Annotated in this window: 15 protein-coding genes, 1 other RNA gene and 1 pseudogene; 8 read left to right on the forward strand and 9 right to left on the reverse strand. The window is 69.8% G+C overall.

All coding sequences use genetic code 11. The features are described from left to right. Positions 1 to 24: 24 nt before the first annotated feature. Positions 25 to 345, forward strand: a complete 321-nt coding sequence (locus tag G6N66_RS15935; protein ID WP_139825018.1) for a hypothetical protein — start codon at positions 25 to 27, stop codon at positions 343 to 345. Beyond that, the gene (locus G6N66_RS15940) at positions 345 to 641 is read left to right on the forward strand and encodes a DUF732 domain-containing protein (RefSeq protein WP_085231070.1); all 297 of its coding nucleotides are present in this window, start codon (positions 345 to 347) and stop codon (positions 639 to 641) included. The genes G6N66_RS15935 and G6N66_RS15940 overlap by 1 nt, the downstream gene beginning before the upstream one ends. 131 nt (positions 642 to 772) lie before the next feature. Here the strand turns inward: G6N66_RS15940 and rnpB are convergent. The 3 genes from rnpB to G6N66_RS15955 form a co-directional block, all read right to left on the reverse strand. Beyond that, positions 773 to 1,168, reverse strand: an RNA gene (gene rnpB / locus G6N66_RS15945) — RNase P RNA component class A. Between the two features lie 38 nt (positions 1,169 to 1,206). Continuing rightward, positions 1,207 to 1,605, reverse strand: a complete 399-nt coding sequence (locus G6N66_RS15950; RefSeq protein ID WP_085231071.1) for a VOC family protein — start codon at positions 1,603 to 1,605, stop codon at positions 1,207 to 1,209. 13 nt (positions 1,606 to 1,618) lie between these two features. After that, positions 1,619 to 2,701 carry a Zn-dependent alcohol dehydrogenase gene (locus tag G6N66_RS15955; protein ID WP_085231072.1) on the reverse strand — a complete coding sequence of 361 codons (1,083 nt, stop codon included), beginning with the start codon at positions 2,699 to 2,701 and terminating at the stop codon, positions 1,619 to 1,621. Positions 2,702 to 2,771: 70 nt separating this feature from the next. Between G6N66_RS15955 and G6N66_RS15960 the strand changes: the two genes are divergently transcribed. Beyond that, positions 2,772 to 4,247, forward strand: a complete 1,476-nt coding sequence (locus tag G6N66_RS15960) for an aldehyde dehydrogenase family protein (protein WP_085231073.1) — start codon at positions 2,772 to 2,774, stop codon at positions 4,245 to 4,247. On the opposite strand, the pseudogene G6N66_RS15965 reads toward G6N66_RS15960, so the two are convergent. Beyond that, a pseudogene (locus G6N66_RS15965) lies at positions 4,204 to 4,527 on the reverse strand (WhiB family transcriptional regulator); the annotation flags it as partial. The gene G6N66_RS15960 and the pseudogene G6N66_RS15965 overlap by 44 nt on opposite strands. A 204-nt stretch (positions 4,528 to 4,731) precedes the next feature. Here G6N66_RS15965 and G6N66_RS15970 point away from each other — a divergent pair. From G6N66_RS15970 to G6N66_RS15990, 5 genes are read left to right on the forward strand one after another with little or no spacing between them, the layout of a single operon-like run. After that, positions 4,732 to 5,382, forward strand: a complete 651-nt coding sequence (locus G6N66_RS15970; RefSeq protein WP_085231074.1) for a response regulator — start codon at positions 4,732 to 4,734, stop codon at positions 5,380 to 5,382. A 1-nt stretch (position 5,383) separates the two neighbouring features. Continuing rightward, complete coding sequence (locus G6N66_RS15975; protein WP_085231075.1) at positions 5,384 to 6,571, forward strand: sensor histidine kinase; 1,188 nt, start codon at positions 5,384 to 5,386, stop codon at positions 6,569 to 6,571. A 40-nt stretch (positions 6,572 to 6,611) separates the two neighbouring features. Then, on the forward strand, positions 6,612 to 7,805 hold the full coding sequence (locus tag G6N66_RS15980; RefSeq protein WP_085231076.1) for an amidohydrolase family protein: 1,194 nt from the start codon (positions 6,612 to 6,614) through the stop codon (positions 7,803 to 7,805). Positions 7,806 to 7,814: 9 nt separating this feature from the next. Next, positions 7,815 to 9,539, forward strand: a complete 1,725-nt coding sequence (locus tag G6N66_RS15985; RefSeq protein WP_085231077.1) for an N-acyl-D-amino-acid deacylase family protein — start codon at positions 7,815 to 7,817, stop codon at positions 9,537 to 9,539. Continuing rightward, positions 9,532 to 10,725, forward strand: coding sequence for a cytochrome P450 (locus tag G6N66_RS15990; RefSeq protein ID WP_085231078.1), 1,194 nt, complete (start codon positions 9,532 to 9,534; stop codon positions 10,723 to 10,725). Before G6N66_RS15985 ends, G6N66_RS15990 begins: the two co-directional genes overlap by 8 nt. On the opposite strand, the gene G6N66_RS15995 is transcribed toward G6N66_RS15990, so the two are convergent. From G6N66_RS15995 to cobC, 5 genes are read right to left on the reverse strand one after another with little or no spacing between them, the layout of a single operon-like run. Further along, complete coding sequence (locus G6N66_RS15995; protein ID WP_085231079.1) at positions 10,706 to 11,302, reverse strand: TetR-like C-terminal domain-containing protein; 597 nt, start codon at positions 11,300 to 11,302, stop codon at positions 10,706 to 10,708. The genes G6N66_RS15990 and G6N66_RS15995 overlap by 20 nt on opposite strands. A 19-nt stretch (positions 11,303 to 11,321) precedes the next feature. Continuing rightward, the gene (locus tag G6N66_RS16000) at positions 11,322 to 12,422 is read right to left on the reverse strand and encodes a bifunctional RNase H/acid phosphatase (protein ID WP_085231080.1); all 1,101 of its coding nucleotides are present in this window, start codon (positions 12,420 to 12,422) and stop codon (positions 11,322 to 11,324) included. Next, positions 12,419 to 13,156 (reverse strand): zinc ribbon domain-containing protein, encoded by a 738-nt coding sequence (locus tag G6N66_RS16005; RefSeq protein ID WP_085231081.1) that lies wholly within the window; start codon positions 13,154 to 13,156, stop codon positions 12,419 to 12,421. Before G6N66_RS16005 ends, G6N66_RS16000 begins: the two co-directional genes overlap by 4 nt. Next, positions 13,156 to 14,280: a Nif3-like dinuclear metal center hexameric protein gene (locus G6N66_RS16010; protein WP_085231082.1), complete on the reverse strand. Its 1,125-nt coding sequence runs from the start codon at positions 14,278 to 14,280 to the stop codon at positions 13,156 to 13,158. Before G6N66_RS16010 ends, G6N66_RS16005 begins: the two co-directional genes overlap by 1 nt. Next, a complete protein-coding gene (gene cobC, locus G6N66_RS16015; RefSeq protein ID WP_232079321.1) occupies positions 14,277 to 15,284 on the reverse strand; it encodes an Rv2231c family pyridoxal phosphate-dependent protein CobC in 1,008 nt (335 codons plus the stop codon). The genes G6N66_RS16010 and cobC overlap by 4 nt, the downstream gene beginning before the upstream one ends. Positions 15,285 to 15,331 lie beyond the last annotated feature (47 nt).

A 15,331-nucleotide genomic window follows, 5' to 3' on the forward strand; every position in this document is an offset into this window, starting at 1 on the left:
CTTACGAGAAAAGACGACACCAACATGAAACTCATCGTTATTGGTGCGGCCGTTGCCACCTCAGTCGTGGCACTGGCCCCGCAGGCGAACGCCACCACCTTCTACCCCAGCGGCGCCAAGGGCGACCACAGTGTCGCGGAGGTCCGCTACGACTTAGCCCAGGTCGACGCGGCCTGGGAGCAGGCCATGCCCGACGAGATCCCTGCCGAAATCTGCCGGTGGCTGCACCAGGGTAAGGGAGAGACCGCAGTCATCGCCGACGCCGAGGAGGTGGGTTTGCCGCCCGCCGTTGCCCACATCGCGGTGTACTCCTCCGAGTGGCACTTCTGCCCGGAGTACTACTGATGAAGCGCCTCTTCATTGGCGCGGCCCTGGTGGCCGCGGCTGCGGCCGTCGGTCTGGCCCCCCAGGCGAACGCCGACCCCAACGCGCGCTACCTTGGGTGCCTGACCGAGCACGGCTATTACGTATACGACGCCGCCGCAGCCGTTCACGTCGGGGTGGCCATCCAGAATGACGAGCGGAACGGGGTGCCCCGCCAGCAGCTCATTTACAACCTGGTGAACCTCTGGGGCTTCGACCGCCCGATGGCCAACGTGTACATCGACTGCGCATGGAGGACCTGGCGAGGAACGATCTGACTGGCAGATGGCCTGGTGCAGCACTGCGTCCATCGGCCCAGCGTCGTTATTCGCCCCGCATCGGTGTGTCGCGCTAACCTCGCCCGACTGCCGCTCCCATGTGCCTGAATATGTGGGTCAAGCACGTAAGGCGGACGAGCTGGCCTGTAAGCCGGATTCTGTTCCCCGCCGCCGCGGCGTAAGCAACGGCGGCGCGGCGGCGACCATCCATCTGGACACACCGTCACCGGGTGCCTCGAGCGGCCTACCCGCAGGCTCGGGCGAGCAGCCCTCGAACGCCTGCGCAGCCGCACGCGTGGTGCGGCCTTCTTGGCCTTGCTTCGGGTGGGGTTTGCCGAGCCATCCCGGTCACCCGGAATGCTGGTGCGCTCTTACCGCACCGTTTCACCCTTACCACCGCGAGGGTGGCGGTCTGTTTTCTGTGGCACTTTCCCGCGAGTCACCTCGGATTGCTGTTAGCAATCACCCTGCTCTGTGAAGTCCGGACTTTCCTCGACTGAATCAGCCGCGGCCGCCCGGCCAACTCGTCCGCGCCGACCTACGGTACTCGCTAGGTAATGCCTGTTCAATCCCGGTCGTAATGGCAGACGGCTTCCAACATCAACCCGAACGGATCCAGCCAGAACGTCGCGTAATACGGCGGCGGATATTGCGGGAATGGTTGCGGCTCATGCAGCACTTCGCCGCCCAGCCGCCGCACGAACTGATGAACATCCCGCACGGCCGATCGGGTCTTCAACATGAAGGCGAGGTGTTGCAGCCCGACGCGATGCCGCGAATACGTGCCGTCCTCGACGGCGGGATAAAAGAAGATGTATGTCCCCGGTTTGCCCCCGGCCGGGCGGAACGCGAACTCGTCCTCGGCCGCGACGAACGGCTCGAAGCCCACCAGCGGCATCAACTGGTCGTAGTAGCTTTTTGCGGCGGCCAGGTCGGGGACGTTGACGCCGAGATGCCCGAGCATGGTTCACATTTAACTAGCCGAAGCAGACCACGCTGCGCGCCCCGCGCCCGGCGGCCATGTCGGCGAACGCCGCTTCGACACCGTCGAGGCCGATGCGCCGGGTCACCAACGCCTCGAGGTCGAGCAGACCACGCTGGGCGAACTCGGCCAGCACCGGAATGTCGCGCGCCGGATCGGTCGCGCCGTAGACGCTGCCCTGGATGGTCTTGCCGTCGGTCATCAGCGACAGCGCGGGAAACGTCGCCTCGTCGGTGATGCCGGCGGCGCCGACCAGGGTGACCTTGCCGCCGCTGCGGGTGGCGTCATACGCCGCCCGGATGGTGGCGGGCTTGCCGACCACCTCTATTCCGTGGTCGACGCCGGCGCCGCCGGTAAGGTCGCGCACGGCGGCGGCAAGGTCGACCTCGCTCGCGTCGACGGTGTCGGTCGCGCCGTTGGCCACCGCGGTGGGAAGCTGCGCCGCCACCCGGTCGGCGGCAATGATCCGCACCGCGCCCGACAGCCGGGCCGCTTGGATCGCGGCCAAACCCACACCGCCGCAACCGATTACCAGCACGGTCTCCCCCGCCCGGACGCCCGCGGTGCGGATCACCGCGCCGACCCCGGTGGTGACGCCGCAGCCCAGCAGCGCGGCGTGATCCAGCGGCAGCGACTCGTCGATCGGCACCACCGCGGCGGCCGGGAGCAGCGTCTCTTCGGCCATCGACCCGACACCCATTCCGGGCCACACCGGGCCGGCCGCGCTCTCGGCGTACGGAGCGCCGTAGGCGTGGTCATAGGCGTGCTGGCACAGGTGGGTCTCGCCGCGCAGGCAATGCGGACAGCTGCGGCACGACACGATCCACGTCAGCACGACGTGCTGGCCCGGCTTGACCGTGCTGACGTCATCGCCCACTTCGGTGACAATCCCGGCGCCCTCGTGACCCAGCGCGCTCGGCAGCAATACCGGTATGGCCCCGTCGCGGATCGACAGGTCGCTGTGGCACACGCCGCTGGCCCGAAGTTGCACCCGCACCTCGTGGCCGGCCAGTGGCCGCAGCGCGAGCTCCTCCACCGCCGTCGGCTGCCCGACCTCGCGCAAAACAACTGCTTTCATGGAGCTCTCATCTCCGCCTCCTAGCGATTTACGATGACGGGACGCACGCACCGGGTCAAGGGAGACCGTAATGACGCAATCGACAACGCTGGCGCGACCGATTCTGACGATCGGCGGCGAGCCGCAGGCAGGCGCCGCCGGCAGCTACCCGGTGCACAATCCGGCCCGGCCGGCCGAGATCGTCGGCCACGCGCCCACCGCCGACCACGCGCAGCTCGACGCGGCCGTCGCGGCCGCGCGTCGGGCCGCGCCGGCGTGGCGGGCGCTGGGCGTCGCCGAGCGGGTCGCCGCCGTAGCGGCGGCGGCCACCACCGCCGCCGAACAGCTCGCCGCGCACGACGGCGCGCGGCTGTACACCCGCGAGCACGGCAAGGTGCTCAGCGAGGCGAGCTTCGAGATCAGCACCGGGCCGAGCCTGGCCGCGCTGCTGGGGTCCATGGCCGAGGCGGCGCTGGCGCCCGAGCAGGTCGACCCGCAGTCGGCCTACCCACGGCTGCACCGCGAGCCGTTCGGTGTTGCCGCGCTGGTGCTGCCGTTCAACTGGCCGCTCGCGCTGACGATGACGAAGCTGACGTCGGCGCTGACCGCGGGCAACACCGCCGTCGTCAAGGTGCCGCCGACTTGCCCGCTGGCGGCGCTGCAGCTGGCCGGGGCGCTGGCCGCCGCGCTGCCGCCCGGCGTGGTCAACGTGCTGGCCGGGCCGGGCAGCGAGCTGGCCCAGGCCCTGGTCACCCATCCCGGCATCGACCTCATCTCGCTGACCGGCGGCGTGGCCACCGGGCGCGCCGTGATGGCGGCGGCCGCGCCGCGGCTCACCCCGGTGTTGCTCGAGCTCGGCGGCAACGACGCCGCGATCATCGCCTCCGACATCGAGGTCAGCGACGAACTGGTCGAGCGGCTGGTGACCGCGACCTACACCACGGGCGGCCAGGTCTGCATGGCGATCAAACGGCTCTACGCGCCCGCCCAGCGGGTCGGCGAGCTGGCCGAGGCGGTGCTCGCGCGGTGTCAGCGCGAGGTCATCGGCGACGGCCTCGCCGACGAGACGACGCTGGGGGCGCTGCACAACGAGGCCGGGCGCGACCGGGTGGCCAGGCTAGTCGCCGACGCCGAAGCGCGCGGCGCGTCGGTGCGGACCGCCGGCAAGATCCGGGACGCGGATGCCGACGCGGGGGGATACTTCGCGCTGCCGACCGTCGTCACCGACCTGGCGCCCGACTCGGCGCTGGCCACCGAAGAGCAGTTCGGCCCGGTGCTGCCGATCTTCGGCTACGACAGCATCGACGACGCCGTAACCGCGGCGAACGCAACAGATTTCGGTCTCACCGCGTCGGTGTGGACCGGTGACGACGCGCTCGCGGACCGCGTCGCCGGTCAGCTGGTGGCCGGTACCGTCAGCGTCAATTGCCACGGCTTGGCCGCCCAGGACCCCCGGCTGCCGTTCGGCGGCTGCGGCCAGTCCGGCATCGGCCGCGAACTCGGCATCGAGGGGATCCGGGCCTTCACCCAGCCGCGGACTTTCGTCCGGCACCCCGCGCCCCGCTAGCGGCACCCCTCGCTCCGCTGGCGGCCCGGCGCCGGGCGGCAAAGAAGTCGGACCAAGACACCACCTCGGGGTGCTGCTTGAGCAGCGCGCGCCGTTGGCGTTCGGTCATGCCGCCCCACACGCCGAACTCGACCTCGTTGTCGAGCGCGTCGGCCAGGCATTCGGCTTTGACAGGGCAATTTCGGCACATCGCGGCGGCTTTCCGCTGCGCCGCGCCGCGAACGAAGAGTTTGTCGGGATCGGTGGTCAGGCATAACCCCTGCAACACCCACGCGGTGCGCGCGTCGGAGATTGTGCTGATCTCGGGCATGTTCGCATCCGTGTTGGACAACTCTCGGACCCTCCTGTGCGGCTGGTCCCCCCTGCCGACGACTATTCCGGCGCGCTTCGGCGGTGTCAGTCGACCGACCAGGTGGTGCACGGGATGAAATGCGCGTCCCCCGATTGGGGGAAACGACCGAGGAGCTATGCGACACTATTCGGCGTGATCGACGCGGCCACCGAAAAAGTCCGCGTGGTCGTGGGCGAGGATCACCCACTGTTCCGCGAGGGGCTGGTGCGCGCGCTGACGTCGAGTGGCTCAGTGGAGGTGGTCGCTGAAGCCGACGACGGCGTCACTGCCTTGGCTCTGATTAAAGCGCATCTACCCCACGTCGCGTTGCTGGATTACCGAATGCCCGGGATGGACGGCGCGACGGTCGCCGCCGCGGTACGCGCAGACGACCTTCCGACCAGGGTTTTGCTGCTGTCGGCGTACGACGAATCGGCGATCGTCTTCCAGGCGCTGGCCGAGGGCGCCGCCGGGTTCCTGCCCAAGGAATCGACGAAGACCGAGATCGTGCAGGGCGTGCTCGACTGTGCCAACGGCCAAGACGTGGTGGCGCCCAGCCTCGCCGCCGGTCTCGCGGCCGAGATCCGCCGCCGCAGCGAGGCCCAGGCGCCGGTGCTCACCCCCCGCGAGGGCCAGGTGCTGAATTTCATCGCCCAGGGCCACAGCATCCCCGAAATCGCGGCGGAACTTTTCCTGGCGCCGTCGACGGTGAAGACCCACGTGCAGCGGCTGTACGAAAAACTCGGTGTCGGTGATCGCGCCGCCGCTGTCGCGGCCGCGATGCGGCGTGGGCTGATCGACTGACATGGGCCGCACCGTGGCGCGGATCATCGACTTCGTCGCGGCCGAACCCGTGCGCCTGTCGGCGTTTCTGCGCCTGCCGCTGATCGGTTTGATCGTGTTGCTGGTTTCGGTCTGGGAGGTCGAGCACTGGCTGCCGATGGCCTACGCGACCATCCTCGTCACCTACAGCATTGCGGCGCTGGTGTGGGTGTTTGTCGTGCTGCGCGGCCCGGTGCCGGCATGGGCCGCGTGGACCTCGACCGGAATCGACGTGGTGACGGTGGTGGCGCTGTGCGTGGTGTCCGGCGGCGCCACCGTGGCCTTGCTGCCCGTCTTTTTCCTGCTGCCGATCTCGGTGGCATTCCAGGACCGTCCGGCACTGGCCGCCACCGTGGGAATCTGCACCGCCATCGGCTATCTGGGTGTGTGGATCGTCTATTCCAAGCGCCACGACACCGTCGAGCTGCCGACCGTGGTGTACACCCATTTCGGGTTGCTGCTCTGGCTGGCCGGCGCGATGACCGCCCTGTGTTACTTCCTGACGCGCGCCGCGACGCGCGTGGCGGCTTTGCTCGACATGCGCCGCACGCTGGTGGCCGAGGCGATGCGCGCCGACGAGCGCAACGCCCGAGCACTGGCCGAACATCTGCACGACGGGCCGCTGCAGGATCTGTTGGCGGCGCGACTCGAGCTGGACGAACTGCGCGGGCGGTATGACGACCCGGAATTGGACGCCGCCTACCAGGCGGTGCAGGACACGGCCACTTACCTGCGCAGCACCGTCACCGCGCTGCACCCGCAGGTGCTGACCGAAGTGGGCCTCACCGCCGCGCTGGGTGAGCTGATCCGCGGCTACGAACACCGCGGGAACTTCGCGATCGAGGCCGATCTGGAAGAGGTCGATCGGCCACGGTCCCAATCGCTGCTGTACCGCGCGGCCCGCGAATTGCTCGCCAACGTGAACAAGCACGCGCGGGCGAGCACCGTGCAGGTCCACCTCGCCCGCGCCGGCGACGCCATCAAGCTGAGCGTCGTCGACGACGGAATCGGGTTCGATCCGGCCATCTTGGATCGATGCGTTGCCCGCGGGCACATCGGGCTGGCATCGCTGGCGGCCCGCATCGATGCGATGGGCGGATCGATCAAGCTCACCTCGATGGCGGGCGCCGGCACCCGGGCATCGGTAACCGCGCCCGCTGGCGCGGAGTAAATGATTGACACCGGCCGGAAACCGACGATAGTCGTCAGGTATGGCGCTGCTGCCGGACCCTGATCCCCGGCCGCGAGCGCACGTCCTCATCTCGGTCGACGATCACGTCATCGAGCCGCCCGACATGTTCGTCGGCCGGCTTCCCGCCGCGCTGGCGGACCGCGCGCCCGCAATCGTCGAGACCGACGACGGACGCCAGGTGTGGCGCTACGAGGGCCGGGAGTATCCGAATATCGGGCTCAACGCCGTGATCGGACGGCCACACGAGGAATGGAGCATGGAGGCCGCCCGGTTCGACGAGATGCGCCGCGGCTGTTGGGATATCGACGCCCGGATCGCCGACATGGACCTGGCCGGCATCTGGGCCTCGCTGAACTTCCCCTCGCTGATCGCCGGCTTCGCGGGCACGGTGTTCTGGAAGAGCGACGACCTCGAGCTAGGGCTGGCCACGCTGCGCGCCTGGAACGACTGGCACCTCGACGTGTGGGCGGGCAGCCACCCCGAGCGGATCATCCCGTTGCAGCTGCCGTGGCTCGCCGATCCGCAGCTGGCGCCCGAGGAGATCCGCCGCAACGCCGAGCGCGGCTTCAAGGCGGTCAGCTTCCCCGAATTGCCCGCGCAATGCGGCATCGGCAGCCTGCACAGCGGGGTGTGGGATCCGTTCTTCGCCGCCTGCGAGGAGACCGACACCGTGGTGTGCCTGCACACCGGTTCGGCACAGTGGGCGCCAATCCCCGCCCCGGACACGCCTTTTGAGACGATCACGACGCTCTTCCCGGTCAACGGGCTGGTCGCCTGCGCGGACATGCTGTGGTCGGGCATCCCGCTGCGCTTCCCGCGGCTGAACATCACGCTGGCCGAGGGCGGACTCGGGTGGGCGGCCATGCTCGGCGACCGGGCCGACTACGTCCTGGCTCACTCCGCGTGCGGCCGTGAGGGTGGGTCGTGGAAGGGCGACCTGCTGCCCAGCGAGGTGCTCAAGCGCAACTTTTGGTTCTGCTCCATCGATGACCCGTCGGCGTTCGGTGCGTTGGATGCGATTGGGGCCGAGCGGATCCTGGTCGAAAGCGACTACCCGCATGCCGACTCGACGTGGCCCGACACGCAAGAGGTGGTGGCGCGCAACGTCGCTGGCCTGTCGGCGGATGATGCCGCCCGCATCACCCACCGCAACGCCGCAGAGCTGTTTCGCCACCCGCTGCCGGATGACGGGTGGCTGGCGGCCCCAGTGTAGGAGGCTCACGTGCTCGACCTGTTGATCCGCGACTCCCAGATCGTCGACGGCACCGGCGCGCCCGCCCGCCACGGCGCCGTCGGCGTCGCCGACGGGCGGATCGTCGCGGTCGGTGAAATCGACGACCAGGCCGCGAAAACCGTTGATGCCGAAGGGCTTACGCTGGCTCCGGGATTCGTCGACCTGCACACCCACTACGACGCGCAGTTGTTCTGGGATCCCACCGCCAGCCCGTCGGTGCAGCACGGCGTCACCACGGTCTTCGGCGGCAACTGCGGCTTCACGCTGGCACCGGCGAAACCCGACCAACACGACTACCTCACCCAGATGCTCGCGCGGGTCGAAGGGATGCCGCTCGACGCGCTGCAAGCCGGATTGGACTGGGAATGGTCGTCTTTCGGCGACTGGCTGGCCCGCCTGGACGGTCGCACCGCCGTCAATGCCGGTTTCCTGGTTGGTCATTCGGCGCTGCGGCTGGCCGCGATGGGCGCCGACGCGGTCGGCACCGAGGCCACCCCCGAGCAGATCGAGCAGATGGTGGGGCTGCTTCATGACGCCTTGGACTCCGGCGCGCTGGGGTTGTCGACGTCCCAGTCGCCGACCCACAACGACGCCGCGGGGCAGCCGGTGCCGTCGCGCAGCGCGTCGCGGTCCGAGCTGGTCGCGCTCGCGGGCGCCGTGCGCGATCACCCCGGCACCACGCTCGAGGCGATCATCGCCGGCTGCCTGTCGGGCTTCACCGACGACGACATCGCGCTGCTCACCGACATGTCGGCCGCCGCCGACCGCCCGCTGAACTGGAACCTGCTGGGGGTTTCGGCCGCGAATCCCGATGGGCACCAACGGCAACTGCGCGCCTACGACGCCTCCGCCCAGCGCGGCGGGCGGGTGGTGGCGTTGACCCTGCCGCAACCGATGAAGATCCGGCTGTCGTTTTTGTCCGGCTTCGTGCTCGACGGCCTGCCCGGTTGGCGGGACACCATGCACCTGCCGGTGCCGCAGCGGCTGGCCGCCCTCGCCGACCCGCAGGTGCGTCGCCGCCTCGCCGAGGGCGCCGCCTCGAAGGAGGCGGGCATGCTGCGCGGCCTGGCGCAGTGGGACCGGCTGATCATCGCCGAGACCTTCGCCGCCGAAAACGCCGACGCGACAGGCCGTTCCGTCGGCGAGGTCGCGGCCGCCCGCGGCGGTGAGCCGTTCGACACGCTGTGCGACATCGTGATCGCCGACGAGCTGCGCACCGGGCTCACCCCGCCGCTGGCCGGAGACGATGCGGCCGACTGGCGGCTGCGCGCCGACGTGTGGCGCCACCCCGGCGCCGTGATCGGCGGCTCGGACGCCGGCGCCCACCTCGACATGATGTGCGGCGCGATCTACACCACGTCGCTGCTCGGCAACGGCGTTCGCGAGCACCAGGTGGTGACGCTGGAAGAGGCCGTGCGGCTGGTGACCGACGTGCCCGCCCGGTTCTACGGGTTGACCGAGCGGGGCCGGATCACGCCCGGCTGGCACGCCGACCTGGTGTTGTTCGATCCGGCGACCATCGGCCACGGGCCCGAGCGCACCCGCTATGACCTGCCCGCCGGGGCGCCGCGGTTGGTGGCCGACGCCCAGGGCATCTGCTCGGTGCTGGTCGGCGGGGTCGAGGTGTGCCGCGACGGCGCCGCCACCGGTGCCCTACCCGGCACCGTGTTGCGGTCCGGGCGCGACACCCAGACCGTGTCGGCGCATGGCTGACCCGCAGGACGGCCTGCTCATGCAGGTCGAAAACGTGCACGAGCGGCTGCGTGAGGCCCGCGAGACGCACCGGGTGATGCGGGGTAATCCGTTCGACGAGGTCCGCTCCGGGCAGATCGGCGAGCTCGGGGTGACGGTGCTCGGCTACGACGAGTGCCAGCGGGTGCTGACGCACCCGGACACGTTTTCGTCGTCGATCTACGACCAGATCATGGGCCCGGTCATGGGCCGCACCCTGCTCGAGCTGGAGGGCGCCGAGCACCGGGCCAGCCGGGCGTTGGTGTCGCCGTCGTTCCGGTCCGCCCTGTTGGAGCGCTGGCGCGATCAACTGGTGGAGGTGGTGGTCCACGAGCTCATCGACGGGTTCGCGCCGCGGGGACGCGCCGAGTTGGACCGCGAGTTCACCTTCGCGTTTCCGGTGCAGGTCATCGCCCGGATCATGGGCCTGCCGCGGCGGGACTACCCGCGGTTCCAGCGGCTGTCGATCGAGTTGCTCAACGTGGTCTACGACTGGGAGCGTGGGCTCGCCGCGTCGGCCGCGCTGAAGACCTATTTCACCGAGGTCCTCGCCGAGCGGCGGCGCAATCCGCAGGACGACCTGATCAGCATGCTGGCGGAATCCGAACTCGACGGCGCCCGGTTGACCGACGACGAGATCTTCGCGTTCCTGCTGCTGATCCTGCCCGCCGGCGTCGAGACGACCTACCGCGCGTCGGGCAACCTGCTGGTTGCGATGCTTACCGAGCCCGCGCTATGTGACGCCCTGCGCGCCGACCGGGGCCTGCTGCCCGGGGCCTTCGAGGAGGCGTTGCGCTGGGAGCCGCCGATCACCACGGTGGTGCGCCGGGCGGTGCGCGACTGCGAGCTCGGCGGCGTGGCGATCCCGGCGGGCACCAACGTCAGCGTCAGCGTCGCGGCCGCCAACCGCGACCCCAGCCGTTATCCCGACCCGGACCGCTTCGACCCCACCCGCAAGCACATCGCGCACCTGACATTCGGCGGCGGCCCGCACCTGTGCCTGGGCATGCACCTGGCGCGCATGGAGGCGGTAGTGGCGATCAACGCGCTGCTGGACCGGCTGCCGGATCTGCGGCTGGACCCGACCGCGCCGCCTCCGCGCGTGGTGGGGATGGCCTTCCGTTCACCGGCTTCGCTGCCGGTCGTATTCACTCCGGCTGCCGCCTGAGCGCATGCCACGCCAGGTCGACAACGGCCGCGCAGTAGTCGTCGTCGACGACACCGTCGGAGTAAAGCGCGCGAATGTTCAACGGCGCCATCACAATCTGAACGGCGGCCATGGTGTTCACGCCCTCGCGCAATTCGCCGCGCTCCCGCGCCCGATCGATGATCGTGCGCACCACGGCGAAGCGCGCCGCCCAGAACTTCATTCGGGTGTCCTCGTCGTGCGGCCCACGCCGGGTGATGGCCAGCGCCCGCAGGTAGGTGCGCCCGACCTCGGTGTTGATCCGATCGGCCACCGAGCGAGCGAAGGCCTCCAGGTCCGTCCGCAGCGAGCCGGTGTCCGTCGCGGCGCCGAAGCCTTCGATGTCGGCAAGGGCCGCGTCGACGATCAGCCGCTGACGGTCGCCCCAGTACCGGTAGATCGTCGCGGCATCCAGGTGGTGGCGTTCCGCCATGGCCTCGATGCTGAACCGCTCGACCCCCCAGAGCGACAGTTCGTCCAGCACCGCCGTCATCACCCGCGCGCGAATATCCGCGGGAGCGGCCTCCACGGATTGATCGGGCGATTGAGACGGCGGCATCGGTGTTTCCCCTAACCGCCTAAAGATAGCCGGTTTGGTTCACCAGCCGCACCGAACTTGCGCCATCCGAATAGAATTCGGCGATGCTCAACGACGCGAGATCCAGGTGCAGGCGATAGAGAATGCCCGGCCCGGCGTCCAGCGCCAGCCGCAGCAAGGTCTTGATCGGCGTGACATGTGACACCACCAAGACCGTTGCGCCCTGGCATCGATCGACGATCCGCTCGCGTGCCCGGCAGACCCGCGCCATCACGCTATCGAAGCTTTCCCCGCCCGGCGGTTCGACGGAAGTGTCGCGCAGCCAACGGCGATGCAGTTCGGGATCACGCTCGGCGGCCTCGGCGAACGTCAACCCTTCCCAGGCGCCGAAGTCGGTCTCGATCAAATCGTCATCGACGGTCACATCCAGGCCGAGCGCCGCGGCCGCCGCGGCCGCCGTGTCTCGGGCGCGCTGCAGCGGCGACGAAAACACGGCGGCGATCCCGCCGCGCTCCCCCAGATACCGCGCCGCGGCCTCCGCCTGCCGCTGCCCGAGTTCGGTGAGCGCCGGGTTGCCGCGCCCCGAATAGCGGCGTTGCACCGACAACTCGGTCTGACCGTGCCGCAGCAACAGCAGCCTGGTCGCTGTGCCGCGCGCACCGGTCCAACCGGGCGCAGATTGCGGCTTAACGGTTTCGGGCTTGGGCTTTTCGGGCTTTTCGGCCTCGCCATTGACGCCGGCCGCGGCGTCCATCGCCTCGTTGGCCAATCGGTCGGCGTGCTTGTTGCGCTCCCGCGGCACCCAGGTGTAGTTGATTCGCGCGAATTGCGACGCCAGCGTCCGGGCCTGGGTGTGTAGCTGCGCCAGATCGGGGTGCTTGACCTTCCACCGACCCGTCATCTGCTCGACCACCAGTTTGGAATCCATATACACCGCGGCCTCGGTGGCGCCCAGTTTCGCCGCGTCGTCCAAACCGGCTATCAGCGCGCGGTATTCGGCGACGTTGTTGGTCGCATGCCCGATGGCCTGCTTGGACTCCGCCAACACGGTGGCGCGATCCGCGTCCCACACCACCGCGCCGTAGCCGGCGGGTCCGGGGTTGCCGCGGGAACCGCCGTCGGCCTCGATGATCACCTTCACTGTTCGAAAGCCTTAACCCGCAACAGGATCGCGCCGCACTCCGGACAGCGCACCACCTCGTCGTCGGCGGCGGCCGAGATGCGGGCCAGTTCGCCGCGACCGATCTCGATCCGGCAGGCGCCGCACCGATGCCCTTCCAACGGCCCGGCACCCGGCCCGCCCCCGGCACGCTGCCGCTCGTAGAGGGCCGCCAGGGCGGGATCGATTGTCGCGCAGAGCACTTCACGCTGCGACGAATGCAGCTCGCGGCTGTGCTCGATTTCGGCAAGCGCTTCGTCGAGCGCCTGCTGCGCAGCGGTGAGCTCGTCCTGCAGCGCCTCGATCGCCCCGGACTCGATGGCCAGCTGCGCCTCCAGCTCCTCGCGGCGTTCCATCACCTCCAGCAGGGAGTCCTCCAGGCTGGTTTGGCGGCGCACCAACGTGTCCAGCTCGTGCTGCAGATCCGACAGTTGCTTGGCGTCCGTCGCACCCGACCGGAGCAACGAGCGGTCGCGATCCTCGCGCTGGCGCACCGCCTCGATCTCGGACTCGAAGCGCGACACCTGGGCGTCCAAGTCCTCCAACGCGATTCGAACCGTGGCCACCCGGTCACTGGCGGCGCCGTGTTCGCCCTTGATCCGCTCGAAGGCCTCCCGCTGCGGCAGATGGGTGGACCGGTGCGCGATCCGCGACAGCTCGGCATCCAACTTCGACAGCTCAAGCAACGAACGTTGCTGTGCCACTTCGGCTTTCACTACTGATTTCTCCCCATCGTCCAAGGGTCGGTGCGCAACGTACTCACACGCACTGGCAGCTCCGTCCCGAAACGTCCCCGCAGCACGCCGGCCGCTTGCTCGCACCAAGGGAATTCGCTGGCCCAGTGCGCGACGTCGACCAGGGCCACCTTCGATGCCCGGCAGTGTTCGTCGGCGGGGTGGTGGCGCAGATCGGCGGTGACGTAGGCCTGCACATCGGCGGCGGCGGCGACGCCCAGCAGCGAGTCCCCGGCGCCGCCGCACACCGCCACCCTCGACACCGGCAGGTCGGGATCCCCGGCCGCGCGCACTCCCCACGACGTCGGTGGCAGCGCGGCCGTGACCCGGGACACGAAGGCGGACAGCGGTTCGGGGTGACCCAGCGTGCCGATGCGGCCCAGCCCGGCGTCGCTGGGCGGTGACACGAGCGCGAAGATGTCGAATGCCGGCTCCTCATACGGGTGGGCGGCGCGCATCGCGGCCAGCACCGCAGCCCGTGCTCGCGCGGGCGCGATGACCTCGACCCGGTCTTCGGGCACCCGCTCGACGGTTCCGACACGGCCGATCGTCGGCGATGCGCCGTCGTGCGGCAGGAACTGTCCGATCCCGGTGACGCTCCAGCTGCAGTGCGAGTAGTCGCCGATGTGACCCGCGCCGGCCTCAAACATCGCCGCCCGCACCGCTTCCGCGTTCTCGGGTGGGACGTAGACGACCCACTTGTCCAGGTCCTTCCCGCCCGCCAGCGGCTCGAGCACGGCGTCGACGGTGAGGCCGAGCGCGTCGGCCAACGCGTCGGAAACCCCGGGCGCGGCGGAGTCGGCGTTGGTGTGCGCGGTGAACAGTGACCGCCCGGTCCGGATCAGGCGGTGCACCAACGCGCCTTTCGGTGTGCTGGCCGCGACGGTGTCGACGCCGCGCAGCAACAACGGATGGTGCGCCAGCAGCAGGCCATTGTCGGGAACTTCGTCGACGACCGCCGCCGTCGCGTCGACCGCGACGGTCACCGATTCGAGCGCATCGGCGGGGTCCCCGCACACCAGGCCGACCGAATCCCACGACTGGGCCAACCGCGGCGGATAGGCCTCATCCAGCACCTCGATGACGTCGGCCAACCGCACACTCACCGGCGCTCCCTTCCAATGGCTTCGACCAGCAACGGCCACTCCGGGCGCACCGCGGCCCGCAGATACCGCTCGTCCAGCCCGACGAACGTGTCGCAGCGACGAACCGCGATCCCCTTGTCCTGCAAGCTCTTTCGTATGGTGTCGGCACCGGGCAGGCTGAACAACACGAACGGCGCCCGGCCGTCGACCACGGCGGCGCCCACGGTTTGCAGACCGGCCGTCATCTGGGCGCGCAACGCGACCAGCCGCGTCGCGTCGGCGGCCGCGTCGGCTACGGCTGCCGGCGCGCAGCAGGCCGCGATGGCCGTCAATTGCAACGTGCCCAGCGGCCAGTGCGCCCGGCGAGTGGTCAACCGCGCCAGTAACTCCGGCGAACCCAGGGCGTAGCCCACCCGCAGTCCGGCCAACGACCAGGTTTTGGTGAGGCTGCGCAACACCAGCACGTCGGGCGGTGATACCCCGGCCAGCGACTCGGACTCTCCGGGTACCGAATCGGCGAAGGCCTCGTCGATCACCAGAATCCGGCCCGGCCGGCGCAACGCGAGCAGCTCCTCGCGGGTGTGCAGCACGGAGGTCGGGTTGGTGGGGTTGCCCACCACGACGAGGTCCGCCTCGTCGGGCACCGCCGCGCCGTCCAGTTTGAACGGCGGCGCGAGCACGACGTGGCGCACCGGCAGACCGGCGGCGGTGAGCGCGGCAACGGGCTCGGTGAACGACGGCGCGATGACCGCGGCGAGCTTCGGACGCAGGTTGGGCAGCAGCGCGAACCCTTCCGCCGCCCCGGCCAGCGCCAGCACCTCGTGGCGGGCCCGGCCGTGCCGTGCGGCGACCGCGTCCTGGGCCCGGTGCACGTCGTCGAGGCTCGGGTAGGACGCCAGATCCGGCAGCCGCGCGCTCAGCCGCTGCACCAGCCAGTCCGGCGGCTGGCGGTGTCGGACGTTGACCGCGAAGTCGAGCATGCCGGGCATGACGGCCTGATCGCCGTGATAGCCCAAGCTCGCCATCCGAGAAACATTAGTGCGCCGCGGCGCGGCCCCGGTATCGGGAGCAT

The sequence above is a fragment of the Mycobacterium conspicuum genome, from assembly GCF_010730195.1.
GTDB lineage: Bacteria > Actinomycetota > Actinomycetes > Mycobacteriales > Mycobacteriaceae > Mycobacterium > Mycobacterium conspicuum.